The organism is Amycolatopsis sp. NPDC059021 (assembly GCF_042739895.1).
GTDB lineage: Bacteria > Actinomycetota > Actinomycetes > Mycobacteriales > Pseudonocardiaceae > Amycolatopsis.
In genome coordinates, this window is sequence record NZ_JBHYIQ010000065.1 from 26,698 (window position 1) to 47,448 (window position 20,751).

The 20,751-nt window shown below is 68.8% G+C and carries 18 protein-coding genes, 1 tRNA gene and 1 other RNA gene; 13 read left to right on the forward strand and 7 right to left on the reverse strand.

The annotated features are described in order from the left end of the window. Window positions 1-652: 652 nt before the first annotated feature. The 7 genes from ACFWX1_RS31445 to ACFWX1_RS31475 all read left to right on the forward strand — a co-directional run bounded on the left by ACFWX1_RS31445 (window position 653) and on the right by ACFWX1_RS31475 (window position 5,951). Window positions 653-726 (forward strand) — tRNA-Met (locus ACFWX1_RS31445). Window positions 727-1,089: 363 nt separating this feature from the next. Then, window positions 1,090-1,590 carry a PadR family transcriptional regulator gene (locus tag ACFWX1_RS31450; protein ID WP_378330301.1) on the forward strand — a complete coding sequence of 167 codons (501 nt, stop codon included), beginning with the start codon at window positions 1,090-1,092 and terminating at the stop codon, window positions 1,588-1,590. Window positions 1,591-1,653: 63 nt separating this feature from the next. After that, on the forward strand, window positions 1,654-2,760 hold the full coding sequence (gene prfB, locus ACFWX1_RS31455) for a peptide chain release factor 2 (RefSeq protein ID WP_378393381.1): 1,107 nt from the start codon (window positions 1,654-1,656) through the stop codon (window positions 2,758-2,760). 126 nt (window positions 2,761-2,886) lie between these two features. Continuing rightward, complete coding sequence (ftsE, locus tag ACFWX1_RS31460; RefSeq protein ID WP_378330303.1) at window positions 2,887-3,576, forward strand: cell division ATP-binding protein FtsE; 690 nt, start codon at window positions 2,887-2,889, stop codon at window positions 3,574-3,576. A 57-nt stretch (window positions 3,577-3,633) separates the two neighbouring features. Then, window positions 3,634-4,527, forward strand: coding sequence for a permease-like cell division protein FtsX (ftsX, locus tag ACFWX1_RS31465; protein WP_378330304.1), 894 nt, complete (start codon window positions 3,634-3,636; stop codon window positions 4,525-4,527). 48 nt (window positions 4,528-4,575) lie between these two features. Continuing rightward, entirely contained in the window at window positions 4,576-5,058 is a 483-nt protein-coding gene (gene smpB, locus ACFWX1_RS31470) for an SsrA-binding protein SmpB (RefSeq protein ID WP_378330305.1), read from the forward strand. Beyond that, window positions 5,055-5,951, forward strand: coding sequence for an amidohydrolase family protein (locus ACFWX1_RS31475; RefSeq protein ID WP_378393382.1), 897 nt, complete (start codon window positions 5,055-5,057; stop codon window positions 5,949-5,951). Before smpB ends, ACFWX1_RS31475 begins: the two co-directional genes overlap by 4 nt. On the opposite strand, the gene ACFWX1_RS31480 is transcribed toward ACFWX1_RS31475, so the two are convergent. The 5 genes from ACFWX1_RS31480 to ACFWX1_RS31500 form a co-directional block, all read right to left on the reverse strand. Then, entirely contained in the window at window positions 5,941-7,296 is a 1,356-nt protein-coding gene (locus ACFWX1_RS31480) for an acyltransferase (RefSeq protein WP_378393383.1), read from the reverse strand. The genes ACFWX1_RS31475 and ACFWX1_RS31480 overlap by 11 nt on opposite strands. A 110-nt stretch (window positions 7,297-7,406) precedes the next feature. Beyond that, complete coding sequence (locus ACFWX1_RS31485; RefSeq protein WP_378330308.1) at window positions 7,407-7,637, reverse strand: hypothetical protein; 231 nt, start codon at window positions 7,635-7,637, stop codon at window positions 7,407-7,409. 243 nt (window positions 7,638-7,880) lie between these two features. Beyond that, entirely contained in the window at window positions 7,881-8,522 is a 642-nt protein-coding gene (locus ACFWX1_RS31490) for a response regulator (protein ID WP_378393384.1), read from the reverse strand. A gap of 55 nt (window positions 8,523-8,577) precedes the next feature. Beyond that, complete coding sequence (locus ACFWX1_RS31495) at window positions 8,578-9,714, reverse strand: sensor histidine kinase (protein ID WP_378393385.1); 1,137 nt, start codon at window positions 9,712-9,714, stop codon at window positions 8,578-8,580. Next, window positions 9,711-10,406 carry a sensor domain-containing protein gene (locus tag ACFWX1_RS31500; RefSeq protein WP_378393386.1) on the reverse strand — a complete coding sequence of 232 codons (696 nt, stop codon included), beginning with the start codon at window positions 10,404-10,406 and terminating at the stop codon, window positions 9,711-9,713. The genes ACFWX1_RS31495 and ACFWX1_RS31500 overlap by 4 nt, the downstream gene beginning before the upstream one ends. Window positions 10,407-10,565: 159 nt before the next feature. Between ACFWX1_RS31500 and ssrA the strand changes: the two genes are divergently transcribed. Further along, window positions 10,566-10,937, forward strand: a transfer-messenger RNA (tmRNA) gene (gene ssrA / locus ACFWX1_RS31505). A 243-nt stretch (window positions 10,938-11,180) separates the two neighbouring features. On the opposite strand, the gene ACFWX1_RS31510 is transcribed toward ssrA, so the two are convergent. Further along, window positions 11,181-12,416, reverse strand: coding sequence for a diguanylate cyclase (locus ACFWX1_RS31510; protein WP_378393387.1), 1,236 nt, complete (start codon window positions 12,414-12,416; stop codon window positions 11,181-11,183). A gap of 387 nt (window positions 12,417-12,803) precedes the next feature. Beyond that, window positions 12,804-13,592 (reverse strand): IclR family transcriptional regulator, encoded by a 789-nt coding sequence (locus ACFWX1_RS31515; RefSeq protein WP_378393388.1) that lies wholly within the window; start codon window positions 13,590-13,592, stop codon window positions 12,804-12,806. Window positions 13,593-13,777: 185 nt separating this feature from the next. Here ACFWX1_RS31515 and hutH point away from each other — a divergent pair, with 185 nt between their 5' ends. Genes hutH through hutI form a run of 5 tightly spaced genes read left to right on the forward strand, consistent with a single transcriptional unit; the run spans window position 13,778 to window position 20,618 of the window. Then, window positions 13,778-15,334: a histidine ammonia-lyase gene (gene hutH / locus ACFWX1_RS31520; RefSeq protein ID WP_378393389.1), complete on the forward strand. Its 1,557-nt coding sequence runs from the start codon at window positions 13,778-13,780 to the stop codon at window positions 15,332-15,334. A 1-nt stretch (window position 15,335) separates the two neighbouring features. After that, the gene (hutU, locus tag ACFWX1_RS31525; RefSeq protein WP_378393390.1) at window positions 15,336-16,985 is read left to right on the forward strand and encodes a urocanate hydratase; all 1,650 of its coding nucleotides are present in this window, start codon (window positions 15,336-15,338) and stop codon (window positions 16,983-16,985) included. Next, window positions 16,985-18,184, forward strand: coding sequence for an allantoate amidohydrolase (locus ACFWX1_RS31530; protein ID WP_378393391.1), 1,200 nt, complete (start codon window positions 16,985-16,987; stop codon window positions 18,182-18,184). Before hutU ends, ACFWX1_RS31530 begins: the two co-directional genes overlap by 1 nt. After that, on the forward strand, window positions 18,181-19,485 hold the full coding sequence (locus tag ACFWX1_RS31535) for a formimidoylglutamate deiminase (protein ID WP_378393392.1): 1,305 nt from the start codon (window positions 18,181-18,183) through the stop codon (window positions 19,483-19,485). The genes ACFWX1_RS31530 and ACFWX1_RS31535 overlap by 4 nt, the downstream gene beginning before the upstream one ends. Then, complete coding sequence (hutI, locus tag ACFWX1_RS31540) at window positions 19,473-20,618, forward strand: imidazolonepropionase (protein ID WP_378393393.1); 1,146 nt, start codon at window positions 19,473-19,475, stop codon at window positions 20,616-20,618. The genes ACFWX1_RS31535 and hutI overlap by 13 nt, the downstream gene beginning before the upstream one ends. Window positions 20,619-20,751: the final 133 nt, after the last annotated feature.

The window sequence follows — 20,751 nt, forward strand, 5'->3', positions numbered from 1 at the left end:
GATCAGGACGCGATGATCAGGCAGGTACTGGACGCGGTCGCCAGCACCCCGCCCGGGGGGGGGGGGCGGGGGGGCGCGAACGCAGCGCCCACCCCCCCCCCCCCGGGCCTCTTTCGCATTTTCTTCGGGGGTCGAACCCCCGGGCCCCCGCCAAGAGGGGCTTCGCCCCCTTGGATCCCCCCTCGTGTTGGTTGCGTTGAGTGGGCTGGTTGCGGTGGGCGGGTTGGTTGCGTTCGGGGGGTTGGCCGCGGTGGGGGTGTTGGCGGCGTTGAGCGGGCGGGTGCCTGGGTGTGGACTTCAGTTGTCGTTGTGTGGTGCTGGTTGTGGTAGTCGGGGTGTTTTTGCGGGGTGTGGGTTGCTGGTGGGTGGCACGCGATAGCAAAGGTCCCTTGCTCCCGGGGAGAGTGAGCAAAGGTCCCTTGATGCTGGTGGGCGTTAGTAAAGGTCCCTTGATGCCGCCGGGACGGGCAGGGGCGTTGCGAGGTGGGGTGCCGAGGGACCAAGGGGTTGCGGAGGGTGATGGAGGGGGCGGCTATCGGGGGAGGGGGTCTGCTGGGCGGGTGAGTTGTGGCTGGCCAGCGGGGGTGCGTGGCGTTAGGGAGGGGTGCCTGAAAACGGGCTGAGGGCGTCCGGTAGTCTTTCCTTACAACGACGCGGGGTGGAGCAGCTCGGTAGCTCGCTGGGCTCATAACCCAGAGGTCGCAGGTTCAAATCCTGTCCCCGCTACAGAGGAAGAGACCCGGCTTACGGATTCCGTAAGCCGGGTCTCGTTTTTGTGGTGTTTCTGAGGCCAGGTACCGGGGTTCTTGCGATACGCGTGAAGGTCCGTCCCTCCGTCGGAGGTTGCCTTTGTGCGCTACCGGCGAAAAGCAGAAGCGGAAATGGGACGACGTTTCCAACCGGTGTCGTGAATGCTGTGCTGGATGGCCGAGACGGTTGGGCTGGTTGGCGGGGTCGGTTGCACAGCGTGGCCGGGTCCACAGTGGACTAGGGCCTGATTGGGCCGAACGAGCGGATCTCACTAGCCACAATGGACAGATGTGCTGACCACTGTGGACACAGCGGCCGAGAAGTGGGAACGTAGAGGATGTGTCCGAATTAAATGCAACCGCCGCCGCTCTGCTTGGTCTGCTCCACGACGGTCCCGCCACCGGCGGGCAGCTCGTCGCAGGGGCGGGTGAGCGCTTCGGCGCCTTCTTCAGTGTCACTCGCAGCCAGGTCTACCGCGAGCTCCCGGCGCTGTCCAAGGAAGGCCTCGTTCGGCTCGGCAAGCAGGGCCCGCGTTCCAGCCAGCAGTACGTCATCACCGCCGCCGGCAAGAAGGCCTTCAAGAACTGGCTGGCCTCCGAAGCCGGTCCCGACCACCTGCGCAGCCCGCTCATCCTGAGGCTCGTGCACGCCGGGTCGTTGACCGCGAAGCAGCGCGCCTCGCTCCTCGAGACCGCACGCTCCAGCTACGGCCAGCAGCTCGACGACGCGAAGGCTGCCACGAAGGCGGCCGACGGGCCCTATGAAAAGGCCGTCGGCGAGTTCGCTCAAGCGCAGGCCAAGGCCGCGCTGAAGCTGCTCGACGCCATCCCGTCCGCCTGATTCACCCCGCCCACGGCCGGTTCCTCGCAACCGGTCGTGGGTTTTGCCGTAACCTTGGCAGGCGTGAGTGATGAGTTCGACGCGGCACTGAGGGACCTGACCGGCAAACTGGCGCAGATCGAGTCGGTGATGGACCTGGACGCGCTGCGCGCTCAGGTAGCGGATCTGGAACAGCAGGCCTCCAGCCCCAACCTCTGGGACGACCCCGAGGCTGCCCAGAAGGTCACCAGCCAGCTGTCCCACCGGCAGGCCGAGTTACGGCGTGTCTCCGAGCTGCGGCAGCGGCTCGACGACCTCGGTGTGCTCTACGAGCTGGCCGAGGCCGAAGGTGACTCCGGCAGTCAGAGCGAAGCCCAGGAGGAGCTCACCGAGCTCAGCAAGGACATCGACGCCCTCGAGGTCCGCACGCTGCTCTCGGGTGAGTACGACGCGCGCAACGCCGTCGTCACCATCCGCTCCGAAGCGGGTGGAGTCGACGCGGCCGACTGGGCCGAGATGCTGCTGCGCATGTACCTGCGCTGGGCCGAACGCCACGGCTACCCGACCGATGTCTACGACATCTCCTACGCCGAAGAGGCGGGCATCAAGTCGGCGACGTTCAAGGTGAGCGCGCCGTACGTGTACGGGACGCTGTCGGTCGAGCAGGGGACGCACCGCCTGGTGCGCATCTCGCCCTTCGACAACCAGAGTCGGCGCCAGACCTCCTTCGCGCACGTCGAGGTGCTCCCCGAGGTCGAAGAGGTCGACCACGTCGACATCCCGGAGAAGGACATCCGCGTCGACGTCTACCGTTCGTCAGGCCCTGGTGGACAGAGCGTGAACACGACGGACTCCGCGGTCCGGATCACGCACATCCCGACCGGCATCGTCGTCTCGTGTCAGAACGAGAAGTCGCAGCTGCAGAACAAGGCCGCGGCGATGAAGGTGCTCCAGGCGCGGCTGCTGCAGCGCAAGAAGGAGGAGGAGCGCGCCGAGCTGAACGCGCTCAAGGACGGCGGCTCCAGCTGGGGCAACCAGATGCGCTCCTACGTGCTGCACCCGTACCAGATGGTCAAGGATCTGCGCACCGAGTACGAGGTCGGTAACCCGTCGGCGGTGCTGGACGGCGAGATCGACAGCTTCCTCGAGGCAGGCATCCGCTGGCGCAAGCAGCAGACCACGGCCGCCTGACCGCCGGTTTTCCCGAAGAGGAGCAAGGGACCTTTGCTATCGCCCGGCGGTAGTAAAGGTCCCTTGCTCACCCCCGGGGCACGGGCAACCTCGGCTTAACGAACCCAATGGGTAGTATGCCGAATCGTGATCCGGCTCGAAGAGGTTTCCAAGGTCTACAAGACCTCGACCAGGCCTGCCCTGGAGCGGGTGTCGGTCGACATCGACAAGGGTGAGTTCGTCTTCCTGATCGGGCCCTCGGGCTCGGGGAAGTCGACGTTCCTCCGGCTCCTGCTGCGCGAAGAGGTGCCGTCCAAGGGCCGCGTGATGGTGTCGAACTTCGACGTCGCGAAGCTGGCTCGCCGCCGGGTCCCGCGCCTGCGGCAGACGATCGGCTGTGTGTTCCAGGACTTCCGCCTGCTCGCGAACAAGACCGTCGCGGAGAACGTCGCGTTCGCGCTCGAGGTCATCGGCAAGCCGCGGCAGACGATCCGCAAGGTCGTGCCCGAGGTGCTGGAGCTGGTCGGCCTCGACGGCAAGGCCGATCGGCTGCCCAACGAGCTGTCCGGTGGTGAGCAGCAGCGCGTGGCGATCGCGCGCGCGTTCGTGAACCGGCCGCTGGTGCTGCTGGCCGACGAGCCCACCGGGAACCTGGACCCCGACACCAGCCAGGACATCATGTTGCTGCTGGAGCGGATCAACCGCACCGGCACCACCGTGCTCATGGCCACCCACGATCACTCCATCGTGGACTCGATGCGCCGCCGCGTCGTCGAGCTGCAGCTCGGCAGGGTGATCCGCGACGATGCCCGAGGGGTCTACGGCATCGGTCGCTGACCTCCTTCACCCGCCCAGCTCCGTCAACCCCCGAACCACAAGGGATATCCACCTGCGATGCGCGCCAGTTTCGTCTTCAGCGAGGTACTCACCGGCCTGCGCCGGAACGTCACGATGACCATCGCGATGATCCTCACCACCGCCGTCTCCCTCGCCATGCTCGGCGGTGGTCTGCTCGCCGTGCGGACGCTGGACAAGATGAAGGCCAACTTCATGGCCGACGTCGAGGTTTCCGTCTACCTCACCGACGACATCAGTGCCAACGACAAGAACTGCGCGCAGCAGCTGTGCCAGTCGCTGCGGCAGAAGCTGCAGAGCAGCGCCGGCGTCGAGTCCGTGGTGTTCGAGAATCGCGACCAGGCCTTCGACCGGTTCAAGAAGATCTTCGAGAGCCAGCCGGAACTCGTCGCGCTGACCGGCCCCGAGTCGCTGCCCGCGTCGCTGCACGTGAAGCTGAAGGACCCGGACCGCAGCGAAGTGATCGTCAAGGAGTACACCGGGCAGCCCGGCGTGCGGAAGGTCGACGACCAGAAGAAGTTCCTCGACCGGGTCTTCAACGCCTTCAACGGGGCACGCAACCTCGCCTTCCTCGCCGCGCTGATCATGGCCATCGCCGCGCTGTTGCTGATCGCCAACACCATCCAGGTGTCCGCGTTCACCCGGCGCACCGAGGTCGGCATCATGCGGCTCGTCGGCGCGACCCGCTGGTATACCCAGCTACCGTTCCTCCTGGAGGCGGTGGTCGCCGGCGTGGTCGGTGCGGTGCTCGGCGTCATCTTCCTGGTGGCGGTGAAGGCAACGTTCCTCGATTCGGTCTTCACCGGCGAAGTCCTCCCGAAGATCACGATGCTCGAGGTGCTGTTCCCCGTCGCGCCGATCCTGCTGGCCGTGTCCGTGGTCATTTCCGCGATCACCGGGTACGTCACGCTGCGGCTGTACGTCCGTCACTAGCGGCGATAACCACCTGCTCCAGCCGGGAGAATCACGTAGAGTCGCCTTATGCCCAAGGAACGTGGCCACAAAGTAATCGTGTCGAACCGCAAGGCTCGCCACGATTACTCCATCCTGGACACCTACGAGTGCGGTCTGGTGCTCCAGGGCACCGAAGTGAAGAGCCTGCGCGCGGGCAAGGCATCGCTCGCCGACGCCTTCGCGACCGTCGACGACGGCGAGGTGTGGCTGCGCAACGTGCACATCCCCGAGTACACGCAGGGCACGTGGACCAACCACATGCCGCGGCGCACCCGGAAACTGCTGTTGCACCGCAGGGAGATCGAGCGGCTGATCGGCAAGACCAAGGAGAGCGGTCTCTCGCTGGTGCCGCTGTCGATGTACTTCAAGGACGGCAAGGTCAAGGTCGAGATCGCGCTGGCCAAGGGTAAGAAGGCCTACGACAAACGGCAGACCCTGGCGAAACGCGACGCGCAGCGCGACATCAGCCGCGCCATGGGCAGGGCGCTCAAGGGCAGGTTCACCGAGTGAGCGCCGGCCCGGCGTCCGACGCAGACGTCGCGCGCTGGACGGCGTCGCTCGGTATCGACGGGCTTGTCGATCTGCACGTCCATTTCCTGCCGAAGCCGGTGATGGACAAGGTCTGGGCCTATTTCGACCAGGCAGAGGTGCACTACGGCATGCCGTGGCCGGTGCACTACCGGACCACGGAGGACGAGCGGATCGACACTCTGCGCGCGCTCGGTGTCCGCCGGTTCGCGCCGTTGGTCTATCCGCACAAACCCGGGATGGCGCAGTGGCTGACGTCCTGGGCGCTGGAGTTCGCCGAGCGCGTGCCGGAAGCGGTTCCCACGGGGACGTTCTATCCCGAACCGTCCGCGGAGTCCTCAGTGGACGAAGCGCTGCGGGCGGGGGCCCGGTGTTTCAAGGCACATGTCCAGGTCGGTGCCTACGACCCGCGTGACGAACTGCTCGACGCGGTATGGGGATCGCTCGCCGACGCGGGTGTTCCCGTGGTCGTCCACTGTGGACACGGGCCGCTGCGGGGTGACTTCACCGGGTTGCGGATCTTCGGCGAGGTCCTGGCCCGGCATCCGAAGCTGACCGCGGTGCTCGCGCACGCGGGCTCCCCGGAGTACTCGACCGCGCTCGACCTCCTGGCGAAGTATCCGCGGGTGTACCTGGACACCACGATGGTGGGTGTCCCGTTCAGCGAGCGCGGCGCCCCGCTGCCCCCGGACTGGACGGCGCGGCTGGCCGCCTTCGCCGATCGCATCGTGCTCGGCACGGACTTCCCGAACATCCCGTACTCCTACGCCACACAGCTGCAGGCGATCGCCGGCTGGGCAGCCGACGATCGCCTTGGCGAGCCGTTCCTGCGGGCGGTGCTGCACGACACGCCCGCACGGCTGCTCAGCGTTTGATCGCCGCGCCCTGTGCGTTCCTGGTGATCGCGGTGGCCTTGCCCAGGAACTGGGTGCCCAGCCGCGTCACCGGGATGTGCTTGCCCGCCAGCAGGAATCCGGCGGCCGCCAGCGCTACCCACGGCACCGGACCGTGTGCGATCCCGTCGCTCAGCGGGGCGAAGCCGTGCGCCGCCAGGCCGAGCAGACCACCCGGGACGAGCAGGCCGGCCACGACCAGCTGGGGCAGGCGGGCGGTGCTGACCGTGCGGTCGCGGATCGACTCGAACTGGCCGAACGCCCGCAGCAGCAGGCCGAGCACGGCGGCACAACCCGCGGCCCACACCGGCGTGATCGCCAGCCACTCGATGGAGCCCGGCGTGGGTGTCGAGTAGCCGAGGGCGTAGACCGTGATACCGGAGACGACGATCAGCGCCGGCATGTGCCACAGGTACACACTCATGAACCGCGGGCCGATCCAGCCCAGTGCCGCGGCCGGGGTGGGGCGCGAGGCGAAGCGCGTCAGCTGCGATTTGAACGCGAGCAGCAGGCCGATCTGGCCGATCGCGAGGAACGCCAGCAGGACGGTCGGTGGGCTCATGTTCGACACCGGGGCGCCCGGCATGCCGATCATGCTGGCGGGGTAGGGGCCGAAGGCGACCATGAGCGCGGTGATCCCGAAACCGGCGGCGGACAGCGCCAGCGCGCCGCGCTTGCCGAGCGAGCCGAGCCTGCCGTCGACGTAGTGGAAACCGAGCTGGTGCACGGCGACCCAGATGAACACGGCGTTGGCGTAGCCGATCAGGCCGAGGTCGTTGAAGCGGGCGATGTCGACGAGCACGCCGGCGGCGACCATCACCAGCGGGACGCGCAGGCCCCAGCGGCGATGCGCGGCGACCATGAGCGGGGTAAGCAGGACGATCAGGACGTAGACCGCGAGGAACCACAGCAGCTGCGCGGCGATCGCGCTGGCGATCTGCAACGGCTGGTCCGGGACGCCGAGACCGCGCAGGACGTCGGGCACCACCAGCCACACCGCCATCAGCGGCAGGACTGGCAGCATGAGCCGCCGGATCCGGGTGGCGAGCCAAGAACGCGGGGATTCCGCGCGGCTCAGCGAAATCAGGTTCGCCGCGCCGCCCGCGAAGAAGACCAGCGGCATCACTTGCGACAGCCAGGTCAGCGCCCACCAGCCGGGCGTGGCCAATGCGTTGCCGGTCTCGAGTCGCCCGTTCGAGTAGGACAGCACGGGCATGATCCAGTGCTGGGCGACGACGGCGAGGATCGCTCCCGCCCGGATCACGTCGAGGAAGATGTCGCGGCCCCCGCGGGCGGACCGCGGGGCGATCTGCTGGCTTGTGTGCATGCGTTCAGCCTGGTCGCTCTGACCAGGGAAAACAGCGGTGCTGACTGCCGTATTCGCCCGGGGGTTTCTGCCCGTTCGGTGGTGGGGTTCTCCCTACCTCTTCGCGGGGATCAGGACTCGCGGATGCTGTCGGGCTCGGAGCGGGACTCGGCCGACACGCGGTACTCCCAGCCCTCTTCGGTGAGACCCAGTTCGTAGAGCGTCTCGATCTTGGGGCCGCCGTGGAGATGGATGTGCCGGACGACAGTGCCCGGTACCAGTTCGTCGTCGCCGAGTTCGTGGACGCGGCCGTCCAGCGGTCCGCCGAAGAAGCGGACGCTCTGGGTGGGGCGGCCTGTCATCGCGACTCCTCACTCGGCCGGGCGACGTCTCGCTCATCGTAGGTGAGCGGAACCGCGGGTTCTGCCGTCGGAACGGGTGACCGCTCGATCCAGCCTACCGGGGAAGAGGAGCGGGGGACCTTTGCTCACGCTGGTTATTTCGGCTAAGCAACGATAGTAAAGGTCCCTTGCTCCCGCCAGGCGATAGCAAAGGTCCCTCGCTCCTCTCCGGCGTGAGCAAAGGTCCCTCGCTCCTCGCGACGGTCAGCGGCCCAGGTAGGTGAGGACCGCGCGGACCCGGCGATGCTCCTCCGCGCTGGCTTCCAGACCGAGCTTCGAGAAGATGTTGCCGATGTGCTTCTCGACGGCGCCGTGGGAGACGACCAGCGAGTTCGCGATCGCGGTGTTCGAGAGTCCTTGTGCCATCAGGCCCAGCACCTCCGACTCGCGCGCGGTCAGCGCGTCGAGCGGGTTTTTGCGGCCGCGGGCCATCAGTTGCGCGATGACGTCGGGGTCGATCGCGGTGCCGCCGCCGGCGACGCGGCGCACCGCGTCCAGGAACTCGGCGACGTCCGCGACGCGTTCCTTCAGCAGATAGCCGACGCCCCCGGCGCCGCCGGAGAGCAACTCGACCGCATAGCTTTCCTCGACGTACTGCGAAAGCACCAGCACCGGCAGGCCGGGAACCTTGCCGCGCGCGGCCAGTGCGGCGCGCAGGCCTTCGTCGGTGAAGGTCGGCGGCATTCGGACGTCGACGATCGCCAGATCGGGCCGGTGTTCGGTGACGGCGCCGAGCAGATCGTCCCCGTTGTCGACCGCGGCGACCGTTTCGATCCCCTCGTCGGCGAGCAGGCGCGTCACCCCCGCCCGCAGCAGCACGGCGTCCTCGGCGATCACTACCCGCATGGGGCCCCCAGATTCGTGAGTGAACTAGCGTCCCCGCTATTCACTCACGAATCGGTTACCACTCACACGGCAGGTCCGCCCGGATGACCGTCGGGCCACCCTCCGGGCTCACCACGGTGATGACCCCGTCGATCGTGGCGGCCCGGTCGGCCAGCCCGGCGAGCCCGCCACCCGGCCGCATTTCGGCGCCGCCGTGGCCGTTGTCGGTGATTTCCACGATGACGTGGGTGTCCGATCGCCACACCTTCACCGCCGCCTCGGACGCACCCGAGTGCTTCGCGATGTTCGTCAGCGTCTCGCCGACGATGAAGTATGCGGTCGTCTCCACTGCCGCAGGTGGCCTCGGTTCGACATCGACCTTGACGTCCACCGGGATCGGCGACTTCGCCGCCTGTGCGGACAGCGCCGCGTCCAAGCCGCGATCCCCGAGCACTGCCGGATAGATGCCGCGAGCCAGATCACGCAGTTCCGACACCGCGAGCTTCGCGTCCGAATGCGCCTCGTCGATCAGGTCGCGCACCGCGGCCGGGTCGTTCTCGAACTTCGACTTCGCCCTGCCCAGGCTCATCGCCACCGCGACGAGCCGTTGCTGCGCGCCGTCGTGCAGGTCGCGTTCGATCCGCCGGCGCTCGGCCTCGGCCGCGTCCACGCCACGCGCCCGCGACGCCTGAAGGCGCTGTGCCCGCTGCTCCAGCCGCTTCGTCCGGTTCGGGCCGAGCAAAGCCAGTGCCACGTTGCCGTGCAGCCAGCCGACCCACGGAAGCACCCAGATCGCCAGCGGTAGCAACACGATCGACGCGATCGCGAGCGGGAACTCCACACACGCGAGCGGAAACGCCGCGATCAGATAGGCCAGATCTCGCCAGGTCGTCGCGTCCGTCAGCCGCACCAGCCAGCTCCGCACGAACGGCAGGCCGTCCGTCGACAGCCGTTCGACCGGGGGCAGCGGCACCCGCAGCATCTTGTGCGCCCAGCGCCGCTCGACGTCTCCGGACCAGCGGACGAAACTCGTCGTGGCCAGCAGGATCGGGAAGCCGATCCACACCACCACGGTGCTGATGCCCACCGCGAACCCCACGACGGCCAGCACGAACTGGATCAGCCGCAGGGGAAAGCTCGCGATCATGTAGAGGATCGCGCCCACCGAGCCCGGCCGCGGTACCTCCACCGGCGCCTGTTCCTCGGTCGTCATCCCGTCACCGTGTTCATCGCTTCGACCTCGTTCCACGCCTTCTCCATCCGGTGCCGCTGCGCCATCGTCGGCCCGAGCAGCGCCACCGCGTACTTCGCATGCAGGCTGGCCAGTGCCTTGGTCAACGCGACCGACAACGCGACGAACAGGACCCCCAGCGCCGCCCACGGCAGCGCGGCCACGGTCGAGTCGACCGTGATCCACCGCAGATCGTAGGACGGGAAGAAGTACGCGCCGTCAGGCAGGAACCGGTAGAAGATCGGCAGCGCGACCAGCCCCAGGCTCGTCGCCCAGAACACCGTCACCAGGACGAACTCGAACAGGCCCAGCGGGAACAGCAGGAAGAGGTAGGCCAGGTCCCGCCACGTCGACGGGTCCTTGAGCCGCACCTTCCACCGCGCCGACTGCGATCCGGCCGGAAGCGGCAGATACGGCAGGTCGATGTAGGTGTCCAGCAGGGCGTACACCCGTGCGCGCTCCATTCGCGCGGCACCGCGCGCCGACAAGACCACCGACGCCAGGATCGGCACCCCCACCCACACCACGGCCGTGCTGAGCCCGGCCGGGACCAGCCCCACCAGCAGGGCGAACGTAACTGCGCCGAGCGGCAGGCTCAGCAGCAGGAACGCCAGCGAACCGCCGAGCGCCGGGGCGTGACGGCCGGCCTCACCGGTAGCCGATGCGGTGACCATGGTGACTCCTCTCCTGGACGAGAACCCCAGCATCCCGTCCCCGCGCCCACCGCGACATGGTGTGAGCGGGCATCTCCCAGGTAGGGACAACCCCACCACCCGCCGGAAACAAACCGCTAGTCAGACGCGTTATGCTGTACAGGTTATGTCCCACACCAAGGGGGTGAACGGTTTCGACTCTGGACGTCGAGTCAGGGGAAGCGTGCCGGTGCAGGCGAGAGACCACCGTAAGCGTCATCGCAAACCAATAAGCGCCAAGGCCAATAGCCAGCGCGACTACGCCCTCGCCGCCTGAGCGAGCGCGTCGTCTGTCGGACCGGGTTTTCCTCCGCCCCGGTTTCCGGCATCAGCTAGGAGGATTACCGTCAGTCCTGGCCACGGGGCCTGATCGGGAAACCAACAGTGGCTGGGCCCGTCACTTCGGCTTGTTCACGTGACCGGAGGGGCCAAGTAGAGACCTAGTGAACTGCGCACGGAGAAGCCCTGAGGAGGCGCTAGAGGACCCGGGTTCAATTCCCGGCACCTCCACAAGTCTGGGGGCGAGTGCTCGCGGAGAGCGCTCGCCCCCTTCCTTGTGTCGGGCGTCTTGTGGGGGCCCGGCCCCCACACCCCGGCCGGGGGCACGCCCCCGGACCCCCATCCGTTGTGGTTGCGTCAGGTGGTTCGTGCCGGTTGGCAGGCGTGGGAGCGTTCTGTGTGGCGCGTTGGTCTGTTGCGTTTCTGCTGGTCGCGGGGCAAGTGTTAGCAAAGGTCCCTTGCTCCTCTTCGGGGGCGTCAGCCGAGGTCTGCTACGTGGACTACCTTGTTCCGGCCGGTGGATTTGGCGTGGTAAAGGGCGTTGTCGGCCGAGTCGAGCAGGCGGGGCAGAGTCGTTCCCGAGCGCGGGTAGGACGCACTCCCGATCGACGCGGACAGGCCCGAAACCGTCGCGTGCTCGGTGAGAACCGAAAGCCGGCTGATGGCCTGGCGGATACGCTCGGCCACCGGGGCGATGTCCGGCTCCGCGACATCGGGCAGCAGCACCACGAACTCTTCACCACCGAACCGGCCGACAGCGTCGTCGCGATCACGGACCGCTGTGACGATGGCGCCCGCGACAGCCTTGAGGACGGCGTCACCCGCGAGATGGCCATAGGTGTCGTTCACCCGCTTGAAGTGATCGAGGTCGATCATGAGCAAACCGAACCTTCTCCGCCGCTGCGCCGCCGTCGCCAGAGCGCGTTCGGCCAGGATGCGCCAGCCCGAGATGTTGAGCAAACCGGTCTTCTCATCACGGTTGACGGCGGCTTCGAGCTGCTTGACCAGCACCGTGCGCTGCAGGATCAGCAGCGGCGGAAGCACCAGGACGACCAGCCACGGCATCGTTGCCAGAGTGAGCGCGTTGAGCGCGCCGAGACAAAGCGTCGCCAATTCGAGCCGATTGTCGCCCCAGGTTCCGAACAGCTCCTGAGCCGTCCGGCCCACGACGTTGCGGGCAGGCAGGACGAGTACGGCGTTGACCACGAAATAGGTGATGCCGGTCGCAGCCACGACGAGCGAGCCGGTCCACCCGCTGCTTACCGCGGCGGCCATGTCGTCGACACCGCAGAGGGTGAGAATGCTTTGGGCGGCGTAGCCGGAAAGGGCGATGATGGTGGCGTTGCTGGCCGACCGGAACGGCGCGGCCTGGCGCAGCCGGTTCCAGCTGCGGGCCGAGAGATGCAGGTACAGCCCACCGGCGAGCAGCGCCGTCAGCGCCGGCGGCAGCAGGAGCACACCGGCGAAAACCCACACCGATGACATGCTGATGTAGGGCGGGCCGGTCAGCCGCCGGTAGTCGCGTTCGATCTCGCGGCCGAATTCGCTCTGCACGACTCCGGCCGCGAGAAGGACACAGAAGGTCAGTACCGCGTTTCCGTCGGGTGGTGTCCGGATCAGGAGTAAGACCGTGACAGTCGCCGTGGCGACCTCGGTGAACAGACAGAACACGATGACGTGTGGCCGCTGCGACCAGAGACGCCATCGGGTCAACCAGGGGAGTGGGCTACGGGTACGCCGGCTCGGCTCCGCGGCCATGTTCATCACACGGGCCCGCGCCTGACGGCTTTTGCCGGGTTCCTTCCGGCCGGTCTTCGTGACCACCACCGCGGCGAGACGAAACCGGGTGCATGAACTTCACGGCATTCCATGGCGCAGATGCCTCCCCCTCGCGCGGAAACCGCGCGTCCCCACGAGCGGCCTTCTCCCCGTGCCCGCTCGTCGTCCACGGTAGTGACCGACAGCTACGGAATCGAGTCATTCGGCGGCAGTTGGCCCGATCGCACCAACTGCGTGCGCGGGCCGTGACCAGGAGGGAAGCAAGGGACCTTTGCTCACGCTCGTTACTTCGGCTAAACAACGTGAGCAAAGGTCCCTCGCTCACCCCGGGACGCCGCCGATGCGGGTGGTGAGCTCGACTGCGGTGGCGGCGACCTCCGCCGCGAGGTCCGGCCAGGTCTGGCCGCAGACCTCGGGCTCGTCCGGGCAGTGGTGGCGCAGCGTGACGCTGATAGCCGCCATCGGACGGGCGCCGTGGTCGAAGACCGGGCACGCGACCGAGGCGAAACCGGCGGTGACGTGACCGTCTTCGACCGACCAGCCGAGCCGCCGTTCCTCGGTCAGGGTCCGGCGCAGGTCGGCCAGCGCGCGGGGACCCCGGTCGGTGCGCAGGACGAACGACGAGGTGGCCGGGAACAGGGCGCGCACATGCGCGGCGGGCAGATGCCGCAGGATCGCGCGGCCGGACGCGGTGAGCTGCGCGGGCAGCCGTACACCGACGTCGGTCACCAGTGTTTCCGGGCGGGTGGGACGTTCCTTGATCAGGTACAGCGATTCGCTGCCGTGCAGGACGCCCAGGTGCGCGGTGTGCCCGACCCGGTCGACGAGTTTTCGCAGCAGTGGTCCCGCGAGCCGTTCCAGCGGATCGTGCCGCAGGTAGGCCGAGCCCAGTTCGAAGGACGCGATCCCGAGCCCGTACCGGCGCTCGCTGGCCAGGTGCGCGACGAATCCGGCGGCTTCGAGTTCGTTCAGCAGGTGGTAGGTCGTGGACCGGGGGAGGCCGAGTTCCCGGGCGATGGCGGCGGCTGTCACCGGGCCCGCGCGACCCGCGAGCAGGCGCAGCACGGCCAGCCCACGCCGCAGCGCCGGGACCTCACTGCTCTCACCCATCGGCCACCTCCTCCGCCTCGGAGCGAAGCAAGGGACCTTTGCTTACGCTTGTTTAGCCGAAGCAAACGAACGAGAGTAAAGGTCCCTTGCTCCTCCGGTGAGCCTAACGGGACGCGTCTGGGATGCCAGACACAACCACTCTCCGGGGCATCCCACCAGGCGTCACGACGTTGTCCAATGAGCCCATGCCCGACTCCGTAACCTCGCCGCACCCCGGCGACGCTCGTGTCGTCCTCGGCGCGGAGCCGTTGACCGCCGAACAGGTCGTCGACGTCGTCCGCGGGCGCGTGCCCGTCGCCTTGAGTGACGCGGCCGAGAAGAACCTCGCCGCCACTCGCCAGCACATCGAGAATCTTGCCCACGCCGCGACGCCGACGTACGGCGTCTCGACCGGCTTCGGCGCGCTCGCCACCCGGCACATCCCGCTTGAGAGCCGGACAGCGCTCCAGCGGTCCCTGATCCGTTCACACGCCGCCGGCGCGGGCCCGGCCGTCGAGGCCGAGGTCGTCCGCGCGCTGATGGTGCTGCGTCTGCGCACACTCGCCAGCGGCTACACCGGCGTCCGCCCGGTCACCGCGCAAACGCTTGCGGCCATGCTCAACGCGGACATCGTCCCGGTCGTCCACGAGCACGGCTCGCTCGGCTGCTCGGGCGACCTCGCCCCGCTCGCCGCCATCGCGCTCGCGCTGATGGGAGAGGGCGAAGTCAGCCACGACGGCGAGATCAAGCCTGCCGCAGAGGCGCTCAAGAGCGTGGGTATCGAGCCGATCGTCCTCGCCGAGAAGGAAGGCCTCGCGCTCACCAATGGTACCGACGGCATGCTCGGCATGCTCCTGCTCGCAGCCGCGGACCTTCGCAAGCTCTTCGACGTCGCGGACATCACCGCCGCCATGAGCGTGGAGGCGCTGCTCGGCACCGACCGCGCGTTCGCCGCCGACCTCCAGGCGCTGCGGCCGCACCCCGGCCAAGCCGTCAGCGCCGCCCGGATGTTCAAAGCCCTTCAGGGCTCGAAAATCGTCGAGAGTCACCGGGGCCCGGACTGCAACCGCGTCCAGGACGCCTATTCGCTGCGCTGCGCACCCCAGGTGCACGGCGGCGCCCGCGACAGCCTCGCACACGCGGAGCTCGTCGCCGACCGCGAGCTCCGGTCCGCTGTGGACAATCCCGTCGTACTGGCCGACGGCCGCGTCGAGTCCAACGGCAACTTCCACGGCGCGCCCGTCGCGTATGTGCTCGACTTCCTCGCCATCCCGCTCGCCGACGTCGCGAGCATCGCCGAGCGCCGCACGGACCGGATGCTCGACAAGACCCGGTCGCACGGCCTGCCGCCGTTCCTCGCGCACGACCCCGGTGTCGACTCCGGGCACATGATCGCCCAGTACACCCAGGCCGCGGTGGTCAGCGAGCTCAAGCGGCTTGCCGTGCCCGCCTCGGTCGACTCGATCCCGAGCAGCGCGATGCAGGAGGACCACGTCTCCATGGGCTGGTCGGCCGCGCGCAAGCTGCGCAAGGCCGTCGACGGGCTCACCACCGTCCTCGCGATCGAGCTGCTCACCGCCGCCCGCGCGCTCGACATGCGGGCCCCGCTCGAACCCTCGCCGGTCACCGGCCGCGTCCGGGATCTGGTGCGCACGCGCGTCGACGGGCCGGGGCCCGACCGGCACCTGGCGCCGGAAATCGCCGCTGTCGAAGAACTCGTCGCGTCGGGCGCAGTGCTCGCCGCGGCCAAGCTGGAGGTCTGACATGTCCCGCACGATCCGCGCCGCACGTGGCACCCAGCGCACCGCCAAGAGCTGGCAGACCGAGGCCGCGCTGCGCATGTTCCACAACAACCTCGACCCCGACGTCGCCGAGCGCCCCGAGGACCTCGTCGTCTACGGCGGCACCGGCAAGGCCGCCCGCAACTGGGCGAGCTTCGACGCCATCACCCGCGAACTGACCACTTTGGACAATGACGAGACACTGCTCGTCCAGTCCGGCAAGCCGGTCGGCGTGTTCCGCACGCACGAATGGGCGCCGCGGGTGCTGATCGCGAACTCGAACCTCGTCGGCGACTGGGCGACCTGGCCCGAATTCCGGCGCCTGGAACAGCAGGGCCTGACGATGTACGGGCAGATGACCGCCGGGTCCTGGATCTACATCGGCACGCAGGGAATCCTGCAGGGCACCTACGAAACCTTCGCCGCAGTCGCGAAGAAGAAGTTCGGCGGCAGCCTCAAGGGCACGCTCACGGTCACCGCCGGCCTCGGCGGCATGGGCGGCGCGCAGCCCCTTGCCGTCACGATGAACGACGGCGTCGCGCTCGTCATCGAATGCGATCCGCAGCGCGCGCACCGCCGCGTCGAAACGCGTTACCTGGACGAGGTCGCCGACGACCTCGACGACGCCATCGCCCGCGTCATCGCCGCCAAGAAGGAGAAGCGCGCGCTGTCCGTCGGCGTTGTCGGCAACGCCGCCGAGGTGCTGCCGGAACTGCTCCGCCGCGGTGTCGAGGTCGACATCGTCACCGACCAGACCTCGGCCCACGACCCGCTTTCCTATCTTCCCAAGGGAATCTCGGTCGACGACTGGCACGACTACGCCGCGAAGAAGCCCGACGAGTTCACCGACCGCTCCCGCGAGTCGATGGCCGATCACGTCGACGCGTTGCTCGGCTTCCTCGACCGTGGTGCCGAGGTGTTCGACTACGGCAACTCCCTGCGTGGCGAGGCGAAACTCGGTGGCTGCGAGCGCGCCTTCGACTTCCCCGGGTTCGTCCCGGCCTACATCCGGCCGCTGTTCTGCGAGGGCAACGGGCCGTTCCGCTGGGCCGCGCTCTCGGGCGACCCGGAGGACATCGCCGCGACCGACCGCGCGATGCTGGACCTGTTCCCGGAGAACGAATCCCTCGCGCGCTGGATCAAGATGGCCGGCGAACGCGTTGCCTTCCAAGGGCTTCCGGCGCGGATCTGCTGGCTCGGCTACGGTGAGCGGCATCTGGCGGGCCTGCGGTTCAACGAGATGGTCGCCAGCGGCGAGCTGAAGGCACCGGTCGTCATCGGACGTGACCACCTCGACTCCGGCAGCGTCGCCTCGCCGTACCGCGAGACCGAGGGCATGGCCGACGGCTCCGACGCGATCGCCGACTGGCCGTTGCTCAACGCGCTGGTCAACACCGCCTCCGGGGCGAGCTGGGTGTCGCTGCACCACGGCGGCGGGGTCGGCATGGGCCGGTCCATCCACGCCGGGCAGGTCACGGTCGCCGATGGCACACTGCTGGCGGCGCAGAAACTGGAGCGGGTGCTGACGAACGACCCCGGCATGGGCGTCATCCGGCACGTCGACGCCGGGTACGAGCGGGCGTCCGAGGTCGCGGACGAGCGGGGCGTCCGAGTGCCCATGAAGGAGGGCTGATGACGGCGAGCGGGCTGCTCGGCGAGATCGCGGAGGTCGGCACCGACGGCAAACGCGGCGGCTACTCGCGGCACGTCTTCGACGCCGCCGAACGCGAGCTGCGGACGTGGTTCGTGGAACGCGCGCAGCGGCTCGGCCTCGACATCGAGACCGACCGCAACGGCAACATCTGGGCCTGGTGGGGAACGCCCGGCCCGGATGCCGTCGTCACCGGGAGCCATCTCGACTCGGTTCCCGGCGGCGGCGCCTTCGACGGCCCGCTCGGTGTCGCCAGTGCGCTGGCCGCCGTGGAACTCTTGCAGGACAAGGGGTTCCGCCCAGTCAAGCCGTTCGCGATCGTGGTTTTCGCCGAGGAGGAGGGCGGCCGGTTCGGCGTTCCGTGCCTCGGTTCGCGGCTGATGACCGGTACCATCGACGCTGGCAAAGCCCGTGCGCTTCGTGACCCGAGCGGCGTCACGTTCGCCGAGGCGGCCGCGAAGGCCGGGCTGGATCCCGAACGAATCGGGCCGGACCACGAGCGGCTGAGCCGGATCGGGCGGTTCGTCGAACTGCACGTCGAACAGGGACGCGGCCTGATCGACCTCGGCTCGCCGGTCGCGGTCGGCAGCACCGTGATCGCCCACGGGCGCTGGCGATTCTCCTTCTCCGGTCAGGGAAATCACGCCGGGGCGACGCTGATCACCGACCGGCGCGACCCGATGATCCCGGCCGCGGAGACGGTGGTCGCCGCACGGCGGCTCGCCAGGGCATTCGACGACGCGCGTGCCACCGTCGGCAGAGTGGTGCCGACGCCGGGCGGCACCAACGTCATCGCGTCCACTGTGGACCTGTGGCTGGACGCGCGGGTTCCCGGTGACACGAGGACGATCAAGCTGGTCGACGAACTCGCCGAGACAGCGTGCGCGGCGGCGAAGGCAGAGGGCTGCGGGGTCGAGATCACCCGGGAGTCCTATTCGGACGATGTCGTGTTCGACCAGGCGCTGCGGCGGGATCTCGGGACGTGGCTGGGCAGTCCGCCCGAACTGCCGACCGGAGCCGGGCATGACGCCGCGATCCTGGCCGGATTCGTCCCGTCCGGCATGCTGTACGTCCGGAATCCGACGGGGATCAGCCATTCGCCGGAGGAATTCGCCGAGGCCGACGACGTCGAGCAGGGTGCTCGCGCGCTCGCCGAAGTCCTGGAGAAAATGTCGACATGACGACGTACTGGTGTGAGCGGGCCTGGCTGCCGGACGGCATCGCCGGCGCGGTCCGGGTCGAGGTCGCCGATGGCCGGATCACGCAGGTGACTCCGGACGCGCCCCGTGCCGGGACGGTGCTGGGCGGGCTGACGCTGCCGGGGTTCGCCAACGGGCATTCGCACGCGTTCCACCGGGCGCTGCGCGGGCGGACCCACCGCGAGCGCGGCACGTTCTGGACCTGGCGTGACCGGATGTACTCGCTGGCCGCCCGGCTCGACCCCGACGCGTATTACCGGCTCGCGCGCGGGGTGTACGCGGAGATGGTGCTCGCCGGATACACCAGCGTCGGGGAGTTCCACTACCTGCATCACGCACCCGGCGGAAAGCCTTACGCGGAGCCGAACGCGATGGGTGACGCGTTGCGGCGCGCCGCGGCGGACGCCGGGATCCGGCTGACCCTGCTCGACACCTGCTATCTGGCGGGCGGCATCGGCGTCGAACCGGACGAGGTGCAGCAGCGGTTTTCCGACGGCACCGCGGAGAACTGGGCGCGGCGCGTCGCCGAGCTGGCCGAGGACGAGCTGTTCCGGGTCGGCGGCGCCATCCACTCGGTACGCGCCGTCCCGGCCGACCAGTTGTCCGATGTGGACAATGGGACGCCGCCGGAGCGCCCGCTGCACATCCACCTTTCCGAGCAGCGGGCGGAAAACGAACAGTGCCTGGCGGCGTACGGCCGGACACCGACGACGATCCTGTACGACCACGGCGTGCTCGGCGAGCGGCTGACCGCCGTGCACGCCACGCATTTGACGCAGCTCGACATCGAACGTCTCGGCGCGGCGCGCGGCCGGGCGTGCTTTTGCCCGACCACCGAACGCGATCTCGGCGACGGCATCGGCCCCGCCCGCGCGCTGCTCGACGCCGGGGTTCGGCTGTGCGTGGGCAGTGACAGCAACGCCGTCGTCGACGCCTTCGAGGAGACCAGGGCGCTGGAGCTGAACGAACGGCTCGCCAGCGAGGAACGCGGCCGGTTCTCGGCGGACGAACTGGTGGCTGCCGCGACGGAGCACGACGCTGTCGGCTGGCCGGAGGCCGGGACACTCGCGGCGGGAGCGGCCGCCGACTTCGTCACGGTGGGCCTCGATTCGGTGCGGACGGCCGGAATCGAGCCCTCGGGCGCGGTCTTCGCGGCGTCCGGCGCCGACGTGCGGCACGTCGTGGTCGCGGGCCGCGAGATCGTCCGCGATGGGGAGCACCAGCTCATCGAACGTCCGGAAACCGTACTGGCCAAGGAGATCGAGGCATTGTGGCAGTTCTGATCACCGGCATCGGCGAACTCACCACGAACGATCCGGAACTGGGCAAACTCCACGACGCGGCGTTGGTACTCGACGGCGGCGAGGTCGCCTGGGCGGGCCTCGCGTCGGACGCGCCCGACGCCGACGAGCGTGTCGACGCCGAAGGCCGTGCCGTGCTGCCGGGCTGGGTGGACAGCCACACGCACCTCGTCTTCGCCGGGGACCGGACCGCCGAGTTCGAGGCCAGGATGGCGGGAAAGCCGTACAGTGCGGGCGGAATCGCGACCACGGTCGGTGCCACTCGGGAAGCTTCGGACGCCGAGCTGGCGGCGAACCTGCGACGGCACGTCGACGAGGCGGCGTGGCAGGGCACCACCTGTCTGGAGACCAAGACCGGCTACGGCCTGAACGTCGCCGACGAGGCCCGCTCGGCGCGGATCGCCGCCGAGGTCGCCGACGAGGTGACCTTCCTCGGTGCCCACCTCGTCCCGCCCGGCGCCGAGGTCGAGTCCTATGTGGACCTGGTGTGCGGCGACATGCTCGACGCTGTCGCGGAGCACGCGCGGTGGGCGGACGTCTTCTGCGAGACCGGCGCGTTCGACGAGGCGCAGTCGGCCCGTGTGCTCAAGGCCGCGGCGGAACGCGGGCTGGGGCTGCGGGTGCATGGCAACCAGCTCGGCGAAGGCCCCGGGGTGCGGCTCGCGGTCGAGCTGGGCGCGGCGAGCGTCGACCACTGCACGTACCTGAGCGATGCCGACGTCGAGGCGCTCGCCGCGTCGGACACCGTCGCGACCCTGCTGCCCGCGTGCGATTTGTCGACACGGCAGGCGCTCGCGCCCGCGCGGCGGTTGCTCGACGCGGGGGCGACGGTCGCGCTGGCCAGCAACGCCAACCCGGGCAGCTCGTACACGACGTCGGTCGCGTTCTGCGTGGCGACGGCCGTGCTGCAGATGCGGATGAGCATCGAGGAAGCGGTGTGGTCGGCGACCGCGGGCGGAGCGCGCGCGTTGCGGCGGAGCGACGTCGGCGTGCTGCGCCCTGGCGCGCGGGCCGACGTGCACGTGCTCGACGCGCCCTCGGTGACCCATCTGGCGTATCGGCCAGGGGTGCCATTGACGTGGGCGGTGTGGCGGCGGGGCACTCGGCTGCGTTAGCCGGGTCGCCGGCCGCTGCACGAGATCTTCCGTTCGCGGCGGAGGAGCAAGGGACCTTTGCTCACGTTCGTTAGCGCGCTAATCGTTGATGTGCTCACGGACGATAGCAAAGGTCCCTTGCTCTCTTTTCGCA